This window comes from Streptomyces sioyaensis (assembly GCF_004122735.1).
GTDB classification, from domain to species: Bacteria; Actinomycetota; Actinomycetes; order Streptomycetales; family Streptomycetaceae; genus Streptomyces; species Streptomyces sioyaensis.
On sequence record NZ_SDIF01000045.1, the window covers coordinates 41,044 to 51,712 of the forward strand.

Here is a 10,669-nt window from a genome sequence, read left to right on the forward strand (position 1 = left end):
CGTCGGGGCTGCTCTGAGGCCGTCGGTCCGCTGCCCGCCCGCTGTTGCGGCCCGCCGGGGCAGCGCGCTCCCGTCGTCCGTGTCCCGCCGGGGATAATCGGGGCATGAGCGATGAACACGCGCCCGCCGACGGCCCGGAGCCGGGCGGCCGGGAGTCCGGTGGTACCGGGCACGGCGGCCCGGAGCCGGCGCCGATCCGGTTCTTCGGCACCAGCTGGGTCCGGCACGACGGCGGCTACGGCCTGCGCCGGGCCGGCGTCGCGGTGGGCTCGCTGGCGCTGGCCGCGGCGGGTGCGGCCGTGCTGCGCTTTGCGTTCCAGGGCCTGGAGATCGCCTCCGTGGGCCCGTTCGTCGGCACCCTCGTCGTCGTCGGCTTCGCCGTTTGCAGCGCGCTGGCCTTCCGCCACACCTGGGCGGGCCTCACCGGCCGCCCGGGGCCGTCCGTGGCCGACGGCTCCGGGCAGGGCCTGCTGCTCATCGGTTTCGTCGGCTCGCTGCTCGCCTACTTCTGCCGCAGCCTCGTCGAGGCTCCCGGGGAGCAGCGGCACCGCGCCGAGTACGAAGCGGCACGAGAGCGGTACGAGCGCCGCCGCGGCGCCCGCACCGGCAACCCGGCCGCCCGCAAGGCCGGGGGCAAGACGGGGGCCAAGGCCGGGGCCAAGAAGCGTCGTTGACCCGGGGCGCGGCCCCGGGCGGCTCAGCCCTCGGCGTTCCGGGCGTCCTCCGCGTCCCGGGCTGCTTGCGTGCCCCGCCCGCCCTCGCCGTCCCTCGCGTACCGGGCCGCCATCGTGTGGAACACCTCCCGCGGCTCCCAGCGGGTCTCGTCGAGCATCCGCACCACCCCGTACGAGGTGAGGTCCGCACCCTTGCGCGTGTTGAAGGCGGCGAAGGTGAACCACAGCGCGGTGTCCACGCCCTCGTCCTCGAAGATGTCCAGCAGTTCGGTGAGGTAGCGCACCTGCTCGCGCTCGTCCGGCACCGCGCCCTCCGGCGGCTGCCAGGCCAGCCCGCCCCGCTCGCCCGCGCCCCGGTAGGCGCAGGTGCCGAACTCCGTCACCGCGACCGGCTTGCCGTGTCTGCCATGCGCGCGCAGGTCGTCCCGGAACGTCGTGGCGTTGTACGCGGCCCGGTAGGCGTCCACGCCGACGACGTCGAACGGCCGCCAGTCGATGTCCTCCCAGGGCCCCGCGGCATAACTGATCCGGCCGCCGAAGCGGGCGCGGGCCACGGCCGCGACCTCGGCGAGAAAGCCGTTGAGCCGCTCCTGTACCGGGCCGGCCGACAGCCACCAGTCCATATCGGCGGTGATCATCGCCTGAAGCCGGTCGCTGTAGGTGTCACCGGGAAGGAAGCCCGCGCAGAACGCGCTCAGTTCGCATCCGGCGACGAACACCACCTCCGCCCCGCTCGCCCGTACGGCCTCGGCCCGCTCCGCGCAGTCCGCGAAGTACGGCATCAGCTCCTCGGGGGTGAGGTCGACCGGGAAGGGCGCGAACCACACCTCCAGTCCGGCCTCCGCGGCGCACCGCGCGGCGATGCTCAGCCGCTCCGGATCGCCGCCCGATATCCGCACCACATCGCAGTGCAGCTCCTCCGCGATCACCGCGAGGTCCTGCCGCACCGCCTCGACGGTGAAGGTCTTCCGGGAGAGCTCCTCGCCGGGGAGGAACCCGATGTCGTAATTGATGCCCCGTGCCCGCATACCGCGTCTCACCGCTCTCTTCGGTCTTCCGCAAGGTCTTTCGCAAGGTCTTCCGCAACGTCTTTCGCCGGGTCTTCGTGCTGGTCGAGTCCGTGGGCCAGGAGGTCGAAGGCGAGCTCGACGTCCTCGCCCAGCTGCCGGCGGGCGTCGTCCAGCGAGGCGCCGTCGGCCAGCCGCCGGAAGAAGCCCTCCTGGAGGGTCACCAGTGAGGCGCTGATCTGAGCCGCCGCCAATTCGGCCGTCCGCTCGCCGAGTTCCGCGGTCAGCGCCTGCGCCAACTGCTGCCGCTGCCGGTAGAGCAGGGTGTTCGTGGCGCCGCTGAGCGCGGGGCTGTCGAAGATCACCCGGACCCGGGAGACCAGCACCTCCGGGTCCAGCCCGGTCATCGGCCCGGCGGCGAGCGCGCGGAAATGCGTCCGGAGCGCGGCCAGGGGCGTCACGCCGGTCGGCCGTCCGGTGACGATGCCCGCCAGGTCGTCGTCCCCCACGCCCTGGAGGGCGAGCGCTTCCTTGGTCGGGAAATAGGTGAACAGCGTCGCCTTGGCCACGTGTGCCGCCTCGGCGATCTCGTTGACCGTGACCGCGTCGAAGCCCCGCTCGGCGAACAGCCGCCAGGCCGTGGCCGCGATCCGCTGCCGGGTCTCTTCCTTCTTCCGCTCACGCAGTCCCGCCATGGCGACACCATAGCCATACCGGGTTCAAAATTGAACCGGGTTTGGTTTTTTCCGTGGCCCTCCGCGCTCTCCGTGGCGCGGGCAGGATGAGCCCATGCCGGAACGTTCTCAGCAACAACAGCCGTCGCGATCGCCCCAGCACCCGGCGCCCGCTCCGACACCGGCCCACGCCACCCTGGCCCGGTCGTTCGACGCGGTGGCCGCCCAGTACGCCGCCGCCCGCCCCGGCTATCCACCGGCCCTCTTCGACGCGATCGAGGAGCTGGCGGGGCAGCCGCTGGCCGGGGCGCGGGTGCTGGACGTCGGGGCCGGGACCGGTATCGCCACCGCGCTGCTCACCGCCCGCGGTGCCCGGGTCACCGCCGTCGAACCGGGCGCCGCCATGGCCGCCGAGCTGCGCGCCGCCCACCCCGGCACCCCGCTCGTCCGCGCGCTCGGCGACGCGCTGCCGTTCTCCGACGACGCGGGCTTCGGCCTCGTCGGCTATGCGCAGGCCTGGCACTGGACCGACCCGGCCCGCTCCGTCCCCGAGGCGATGAGGGTGCTGCGGCCGGGCGGCGCGCTCGCCCTGTGGTGGAACGTGCCGGACCCGGACGTCGACTGGGCGGCCGAACAGGAGGCCAGGATCGCCCGGCGGCTTCCCGGGTACCACGAGCACGGCGTCGCGCCGGAGGCCCCCGACCTGATCCGCGGCCTCGGCCTGGGACTCCACCCGGTCTGCCGCGTCCTGCACTGGACCCGGCGAATCCCCCTCGACACCCACCTCGCGATGCTGGGCAGCCGCTCGTACTTCTCCGCCATCGGACCCGAGGCCGCCGCCCCGGTCCTCGCGGACGAGCGGACCGCGCTGCTGGACGTCTTCCCGGACGGCATCGTCGAGGAGGCGTATGCGCTGGACGTGACTGTCACACTCCGGCCGCCCGCTTCGTCCTGAGGGGGAGGGGCCAGGAGGACCGGCAGGGACGCAGGGCGTTCGCGGCCACGTATTACGGCGGACGCGGCCCCGTACGACGGCGGTCGGCGACCGCGTACGAGAGCAGAGGAGCGGGTGATGGCGCAGCCGGAGACGGAGGCGGGGACGAAGCGGGAGCCGGAGCGGGAGCCGGAGACGGCCGGAGGCACGGGCGCGCCGGACGGGGACCGGCTTGCGCAGTTCGAGGAGCAGCGCGGGCGGTTGTGGGCCATCGCCTACCGGATCATGGGCACGGTCTCCGACGCCGACGACGCCGTACAGGAGACCTGGCTGCGCTGGCAGTCCGTGCCCGCCGGCACGACGGTCGCCAGCCCACGCGGCTTTCTCACCACGGTCGTCAGCCGCATCTGTTACGACCTGCTGGGCTCGGCCCGCGCCCGCCGCGAGACCTACGTCGGGCCCTGGCTGCCGGAGCCGCTGCTCGACGACGCCGGCGGCCCGCTGCCCGTCGGCGCCGCGGGCACCGGCCGGAGCGAGGGCCCCGAGGACCGGGTCACCCTCGACGAATCGGTGGGGATGGCGCTGCTCACCGTCCTGGAACGGCTCACCCCGGCCGAGCGGATCGCCTTCATCCTCCACGACGTCTTCGCGGTCCCGTTCCCGGAGATCGCCGAGACGGTCGGCCGCACCCCCGATTCCGTACGGCAGTTGGCCTCCCGCGCCCGCAAGCGGGTACGGGCCGAGGCGCCGCGCCGCACCGTCGACCGCGCGGAGCACCGCCGTACCGTCGAGGCCTTTCTGTCCGCCGTCATGGGCGGCGACCTCGATGCGCTGCTGTCGGTGCTCGACCCCGAGGTCATCTGGCGCTCGGACGGCGGCGGCAAGGTGAGCAGTGCCCGCCGGCCGGTGATCGGCCGCGACAAGGTCGCCCGCTTCGTGCGGGGACTGGTCACCCGCGGCGTCCAGGAAGGCGGGCTGCGGGTCGCGATGGCGGACGTCAACGGCGCCGCCGGGCTGCTCTTCGCCCACCCGGAGAGCGGGCAGGCCGGGGTCTTCGCCTTCACCGTCCACGACGGGCGGATCACGGAGGTGGACGCCGTCATCAACCCCGACAAGCTGGGCCACTTGGACCTCGACCGGCTGTGAACCGGCCGGAGCCCGGGCGGCGCCGACGGCACCGCCCGGGCTCCGGCCACCTCACATCGGCACGCCGCGGCGGCCCGGGCTCACCCCGCACCGCCGCGGGTGCCCGCTCAGGCGGCGGATCGCTCCGCTCGCTCCACCCTCTCCACGGGTATCCACAACTCCGCGTCCGCCTGCGCCCCCTCTGACGGCGCCCTGTCCGCCGGTGTCCCGTCCGCCTGCGTCCCGTCCTGCGACAGGCGGACCCGCAGGATCTCCGGCCCCGGCCTGCTCTGGTACGGATTCGACGGGAACCACTGCGTGAACACGTCCCGCCACAGGTACTGGAGCGCCTGCGGGAACGGGCCGGAGCTCTCGAAGACGGCCCAGGTCCCCGCCGGAACGGGAAGGACGTCCATGTCCTCGGGTGCCTCGGCGCGGGTCACCACGCCGTGGTAGTAGTCGAGTTCGGTCCCCTCCGCCCGGCTCGGATCGAGCTGGTCGCTCACCGCGACGATCCCCTCCGGCTGCTGGTCGGACAGCTCCGTCATACGCCGGAGCGTCTCGGGGCCGATGCCCCGGACGAACTCGGCGATCGCCGGGTTGACCCCCACGTGGACGAGCGGGACCCGGGCTTTCCTGCCGGCCACCCGGAACTCCTCCTTGTCCACGATCCGGTATCGCATACTGCTGCTCCCTTCGACGACGAGTCGGAAGGACATCCGTGGCTGGGAGCGCAGCGCCGCACCGGTCCGCCGGGCCTCGCCCGGACCCACCCCGTGCATGACGCGGAACGCACGCGCAAAGGCTTCTCCCGAGCCGTAGCCGTAGCGCGTCGCGACGTCCAGCAGCGTCCGCTCACCGGCGAGCACCTCGGCGCCGGCCACGGTCAGCCGCCGGCGCCGGATGTACTCCGACAGCGGAATGCCCGCCAGCGCGGAGAACAGCCGACGGAAGTGGTACTCCGACGTCACGGCGATGCGCGCGAGATGAGCCACCTCGACCGGCTGGTCGAGATGCGACTCGATGTGCTCCATGGCCTGGTTGAGCCGCTCCAGCACCCCGGGCCTCCTTCCCTTTCGCCCCTCACGCTAGGAAGCGGCGGGCCTGCCGCACCCGACATCCTGTGCCCGGCGCGGTCGGGTCCGTCGCGGTCGGTCCGCCGCCCGTGCGTGACCTGGGCACGGAGACACGGCAGCACGCACCGCTGCCTGCTCAGTACAGCCGCTTCGGCTTTCCGCTCCCGTACAGCCAGGCCCGGAAGAGCGGCGCCAGATCCACGTCCGTGCGCTCCTGGCAGAAGGCGAGGAAATCCGCCGAATCGGCCGTGCGGTAGCGGTACGCGGCGGGCCACTCCTTGAGGATCCGGAAGAACGTCTTGTCGCCGACGGCGTTCCGCAGCTGCTGGAGGAACATCGCGCCCCGCTCGTAGACGGCCGGGCCGGTCACGTTCTTCGCCGTGCCCGGACGGGCCGGCGGGAAGTCCCAGCGCTTGTTGTGCGGGGCGTCCTTGTAGAGCGCGTCGAACTGCTGCTGCGGTGTCTTGCCGCCCTTGTGCTCCGCCCACAGCCACTCGGCGTAGGTCGCAAAGCTCTCGTTGAGCCAGGTGTCCGCCCAGGTCTTCGGCGTCACCGAGTCACCGAACCACTGGTGGGCCATCTCGTGCACCACGGTCGTGGTGTCCGGCGCCCCGGCGTAGATCGGCTTGGTCTGGGCCTCCAGAGCCCCCCAGGTGATCCGGGACGGCGTGCGGTCGACGACGGCACCCGCCGAGGCGAAGGGGTACGGGCCGAACAGCCCGCTCTCCCACTCCACGATCTCCGGCAGCTTCTCCAGCGGCCCCCGGCTCGCCTTGACCTCCGCCGGGTCCACCGCGACGTACAGCGGAAGCCCGTCGGGCGTACGCGAGGTGTGGACATCGAATCTGCCGATGGTGGCGGTGGCGAGATAACTGGCCATCGGCCGGCCGTTGTGCCACGTGAAGGTGGTGTGGCCCCCGGAGGTCCGCTGCGCGCGCAACTCCCCGTTGGAGACGGCGGTACAGCCCTTCGGCACGGTGATCGTGACGTCGTAGGTCGCCTTGTCCGCGGGGTGGTTGTTGCCGGGGAACCACGTCATGGAGCCGGCGGGCTCACCGGCGACGAACGCCCCGTCGGGGGTCTTGACCCACCCCTCCGTCGTACCGTCCGGATCCTTCAGCTCCTGCGGACTCCCGCCGTAGTGGACGGTCGTACGGAACGAGGCGCCTTTGCGGAGCCCGTCGGCCGGCCGGACGATCAGCTTGTGCCCCTTGCGGGAGAACGCGGCGTCCTCGCCGTCGACCCGGACGCCGGACACCTTGAGCCCCTGCAGATCGAGCTGGAAGGACCGCAGGTCCTCGGTGGCCTCGGCGGTGAGGTCGGCGGTCGCCTCCAGCCGCCCTTTCTTGACGTCGTAGTCGAGGTCCAGCCCGTAATGGCGCACCTGGTAGCCGCCGTTGCCGAGTGCCGGGAAGAGCGGATCGCCCACTCCGCCGCTGCCCGCCGCCCCCCGCGGGTCACTGCTGGTGCACGCGGAGAGCAGCAGGCTGGCGGAGAGGGCGGCGGTCGCACCACAGGAGCGAAGGGGCCGGCGGTTCACGGCACTCCAAGGGTCGGCGGTCATCAGCATGCCGACCCTACGGACATTTCGGCCGTTCGGCCGGTCCCTTCCGCTCCGGTCGCGTCACGGCGTGATGGACGGTGCCTTCTGCCGGGTGGGGCCGTCCGGACCGCGCCGCTGCTCCGCCCAGCTGCCGAGGGCGGCCGCACAGGCATGGTCGAGATGACGCAGCCCGGACAGGTCCAGCTCGATCTCCCGGTCCTCGGGCAGCGCCTCCAACTGGTCGAGCAGCTTCGGCAGCCGCAGGAAGGTGGCATTGCCGACGGCCCGGACGAGGAGCGGCCGCCGGGACGACGGGCCGGCCGGCGTGCCGTGGCCCGGCGCCCCAATGCGCGGCTTCCCCTTGCCTGTTGAGGGACGGCCCGCGGCGTCATCGCCGTTCGTGCCGCCGCGGCCCGCCCCGCCGTCGCCCGCCGCGGGCTCGCTTCCCTCCACGATCTCCAGGTGGACGTGCGAGGTCTCCCACGCCGACTTGGCCACCGCCATCAGCAGCCCCAGCAGCACCCCCTCGAACATGTTCGTGGCCACGATCGCCACCGCCGTCGCGGCCAGCACCACGGCCTCCCCCCGGTGCTCCCGCCACAGCGGCGGCCACTGCTTCACCGGGATCAACTTGCCGCCCGCATGGATCAGTACGCCGGCCAGCGTCGCGATCGGCACCACGCCCAGGGCCGCCGGAAACGCCGCCGCGAAGACCAGCAGCCACACCCCGTGCAGCACCCGCGAGGCCTTCGTCCGCGCCCCGGCGTGCACATTGGTGGCGCTGCGCACGATCACCGCGGTCATCGGCAGCGCACCGAGCAGCCCGCACACCGTGTTGCCGGCGCCCTGCGCCATCAGCTCCTTGTCGTAATCGGTCCGCGGCCCGTCGTGCAGCCGGTCCACCGCGGCCGCGCTGAACAGCGACTCCGCCGACGCGATCAGGGTGAACGCCAGCACGGTGCCCAGCACCCCGGCCAGCGCCCCCGGGTCCGCCAGCCGGGCGAAGTCCGCACCGCCCGGCGGCTGGACGACATCCAGCAGCCCCGCCACCTCGACCCGGGCCACCGGCAGATCCAGCGCGGAGACCACGGCCGTCGCCAGCGCCACCGCCACCAGTGGCGCCGGCAGCACCCGCGCCGCCCGCTGCCACTTGGGCCACAGCACCAGCAGCGCGATGGTGCCCGCGCCCACAGCCAGCGCCGACAGCGCCGGGTCGGAGGCGAGGGTGTCCACCGCGAGCATGGGCAGTCCGGCGATGTTCGCCGGCCCGTTGCCCGGCGCCTTGGCATCCGTCAGGGCGTACAACTGCCCGGCGATCAGCACCAGCCCGATGCCCGCGAGCATCCCCTGGACCACCGCCACGGAAATGGCCCGGAACCAGCGCCCCAGCCGCAGCGCCCCCATGACCAGCTGCAACACCCCGGCGCACAGCACCAGCGCGCCCAGCGCGCCGAGCCCGTACTCCTGCACCGCCTCGTAGACCAGCACGGTCAGCCCGGCGGCCGGACCGCTGACCTGCAGACTGCTGCCGGGCAACAGCCCGGTGAGCAGCCCGCCCACGATGCCGGTCACCAGCCCCAGTTCGGCCGGCACCCCGGACGCGACGGCCACCCCGACACACAGCGGGACGGCGACGAGAAAGACGACGAGCGAGGCGGTGAAGTCGGCGCGTGCGCGCACCAGCGTGTGACGCGACGGTATGGACGGCAGGGACGGGCGGAGCCGGGCAACACGGAACCTTCGCATGAGCATGCCTCCATCGAGTAGGAGATGCGGCGGCGCGCGCGGGCGCCCGGGTACGCACGAGGACGCACCGGGACACACGAGCGGAACGCGGCGCGCAACCGGCCGGCGACCGCGGGCCCGAGGGCTGCGCTCACCCGCCGTCGCGCCGTGTCATGAGGCGCACGCCAGGGAAAGGGATGACGGCTGGATCCGTCGGTTGCGCGGGCCGGGGGAGGCCCTGGGGACAGCTCTCCGCTCTCAGCAGCGGATCACGAGGTGCCGGAGCGGCAGTTCGCCTGATCTCGACAGCGGAACGGCCCGACGGCCGGTGAGCGGGACGGTCACGCTCAGCCCGCTCTCGGTGCGGACCGGACCGGCGCTCGACACGGTCGTGCGCGGCGGGTGCGGCGCGGAGACCGTGGCCGTGGAGCGCCCGCCGTGCCGCGTCCGGCAGCGGTCGGCGCCGGACTGCGGGTGCTCGGAGGTGTCCGACGCCCACTGCGCGTCGTCCGGGGAGTCACTGCGGGCGGCGCTCTTCGCGGTCGCCGACACGCTCTCCCCGTACGCGGCCCCGGCGACGGCCGGCAGGGCCAGCACGAGCGCCACGACGATCAACAGGAGCCGGCCGATGCGGCCGGCCCGGGTCTTCGCCATGTCGCCCCTTCCGGCGCGGCTGGACAGTCACCCCATTGTGTCCAAGCGAACACGCAACAGTGCTACTAGATATGTAATCACCCTGTGAATGCGGAGTTATCCGACAGGAATGACTGCTTCCGTTCGCTCCGGCGCCCTTTCGCGTCCACGCCGTTCCGCAATGCGCCGCCCTCGCACTCCATTCCGCCCCTCCCGCCACCTTGAACGGCCCGGCCACCTCAGGGCCCTTCCCGGATGGCGACCCCACCGCCCCTCGCCCCCACTGGATTCCTCTTCTCCACCCGCTTGACGCCCCATCCCGCCAGGAGCAGTATTCATCGCATGATGAATTATGGCCGAGACCCCGCCGTCCAGGCCCAGGACACGGCCCTTCCGGCCCAGGACGCAGCCGTCCACACGGCCGTCCACGCCCAGGACCTCACCGTCGTCCGCGGCGGCCGCACCGTCCTCGACGCCCTCCGCTTCGACGTGCCCCGCGGCCGGATCACCGGCCTCCTCGGCCCTTCCGGCTGCGGCAAATCCACCCTCATGCGCGCCATCGTCGGCACCCAGGCCAAGGTCACCGGCACCCTCGACGTCCTCGGCCGGCCCGCGGGCGACCCCCGGCTGCGCCCCCGCATCGGCTACGTCACCCAGGACCCGTCCGTCTACGACGACCTCACCGTCCGGCAGAACCTCGACTACTTCGCCGCCGTCCTCCACCCCGGCCGGGCCGCCCGCAGCCGGCGCCGCGAGAGCGTCACCCGCGTCATCGAGGACGTCGACCTCAGCCGCCACGCCGACGCCCTCGCCGGCAACCTCTCCGGCGGCCAGCGCAGCCGGCTCTCCCTCGCGGTCGCCCTGCTCGACGCCCCGGAACTCCTCGTCCTCGACGAGCCCACCGTCGGACTCGACCCCGTCCTCCGCCGCGACCTGTGGAACCTCTTCCACGCCCTGGCCGCCGACCGCGGCACCACCCTCCTCGTCTCCTCCCACGTCATGGACGAGGCCGAGCGCTGCCACCGGCTGCTCCTGATGCGCGAGGGCCGCATCCTGGCCGACGGATCACCCGACACCCTCCGCGAGCGCACCGGCGCGGCCACCGCCGAGGCCGCCTTCCTCCACCTGGTCGACGAGGCCGATGCCACGGCCCGGCCGCCACAACCGGCCCGCACCACCACAGAGGAGCCCGCGCGATGACCACCGCACCCGTCCCCGCCGACGGACCTGTCCCCGCAGGCGGAGCCGTTCCCGCCGACGGCCCCCTCCCCACTGACG

The 10,669-nt window shown here is 73.2% G+C and carries 10 protein-coding genes; 4 read left to right on the forward strand and 6 right to left on the reverse strand.

The window, feature by feature from the left end; translation table 11 throughout:
- The first annotated feature begins 104 nt into the window (after nucleotides 1–104).
- Nucleotides 105–674: a hypothetical protein gene (locus EST54_RS17430; protein ID WP_129248557.1), complete on the forward strand. Its 570-nt coding sequence runs from the start codon at nucleotides 105–107 to the stop codon at nucleotides 672–674.
- A 23-nt stretch (nucleotides 675–697) separates the two neighbouring features.
- Here the strand turns inward: EST54_RS17430 and EST54_RS17435 are convergent, their stop codons facing one another.
- A complete protein-coding gene (locus EST54_RS17435) occupies nucleotides 698–1,702 on the reverse strand; it encodes a hypothetical protein (protein WP_129248558.1) in 1,005 nt (334 codons plus the stop codon).
- A gap of 8 nt (nucleotides 1,703–1,710) precedes the next feature.
- Nucleotides 1,711–2,376 (reverse strand): TetR/AcrR family transcriptional regulator, encoded by a 666-nt coding sequence (locus EST54_RS17440; RefSeq protein WP_239013140.1) that lies wholly within the window; start codon nucleotides 2,374–2,376, stop codon nucleotides 1,711–1,713.
- Between the two features lie 94 nt (nucleotides 2,377–2,470).
- Between EST54_RS17440 and EST54_RS17445 the strand changes: the two genes are divergently transcribed.
- Together EST54_RS17445 and sigJ are read left to right on the forward strand one after the other, a co-directional pair.
- Nucleotides 2,471–3,310: a class I SAM-dependent methyltransferase gene (locus EST54_RS17445; protein ID WP_129248559.1), complete on the forward strand. Its 840-nt coding sequence runs from the start codon at nucleotides 2,471–2,473 to the stop codon at nucleotides 3,308–3,310.
- Nucleotides 3,311–3,427: 117 nt separating this feature from the next.
- The gene (gene sigJ, locus EST54_RS17450; protein WP_129248560.1) at nucleotides 3,428–4,435 is read left to right on the forward strand and encodes an RNA polymerase sigma factor SigJ; all 1,008 of its coding nucleotides are present in this window, start codon (nucleotides 3,428–3,430) and stop codon (nucleotides 4,433–4,435) included.
- A 107-nt stretch (nucleotides 4,436–4,542) separates the two neighbouring features.
- Here the strand turns inward: sigJ and EST54_RS17455 are convergent, their stop codons facing one another.
- The 4 genes from EST54_RS17455 to EST54_RS17470 all read right to left on the reverse strand — a co-directional run bounded on the left by EST54_RS17455 (nucleotide 4,543) and on the right by EST54_RS17470 (nucleotide 9,412).
- Entirely contained in the window at nucleotides 4,543–5,472 is a 930-nt protein-coding gene (locus EST54_RS17455; protein WP_129248561.1) for an AraC family transcriptional regulator, read from the reverse strand.
- 154 nt (nucleotides 5,473–5,626) lie between these two features.
- Nucleotides 5,627–7,060 carry a M1 family metallopeptidase gene (locus EST54_RS17460; protein WP_129248562.1) on the reverse strand — a complete coding sequence of 478 codons (1,434 nt, stop codon included), beginning with the start codon at nucleotides 7,058–7,060 and terminating at the stop codon, nucleotides 5,627–5,629.
- Nucleotides 7,061–7,114: 54 nt separating this feature from the next.
- A complete protein-coding gene (locus tag EST54_RS17465) occupies nucleotides 7,115–8,779 on the reverse strand; it encodes a SulP family inorganic anion transporter (protein WP_239013139.1) in 1,665 nt (554 codons plus the stop codon).
- 237 nt (nucleotides 8,780–9,016) lie between these two features.
- Complete coding sequence (locus EST54_RS17470) at nucleotides 9,017–9,412, reverse strand: hypothetical protein (protein WP_129248563.1); 396 nt, start codon at nucleotides 9,410–9,412, stop codon at nucleotides 9,017–9,019.
- A gap of 321 nt (nucleotides 9,413–9,733) precedes the next feature.
- On the opposite strand from EST54_RS17470, the gene EST54_RS17475 reads away from it, so the two are divergent.
- Nucleotides 9,734–10,591 carry an ABC transporter ATP-binding protein gene (locus EST54_RS17475; RefSeq protein WP_129248564.1) on the forward strand — a complete coding sequence of 286 codons (858 nt, stop codon included), beginning with the start codon at nucleotides 9,734–9,736 and terminating at the stop codon, nucleotides 10,589–10,591.
- Nucleotides 10,592–10,669: the final 78 nt, after the last annotated feature.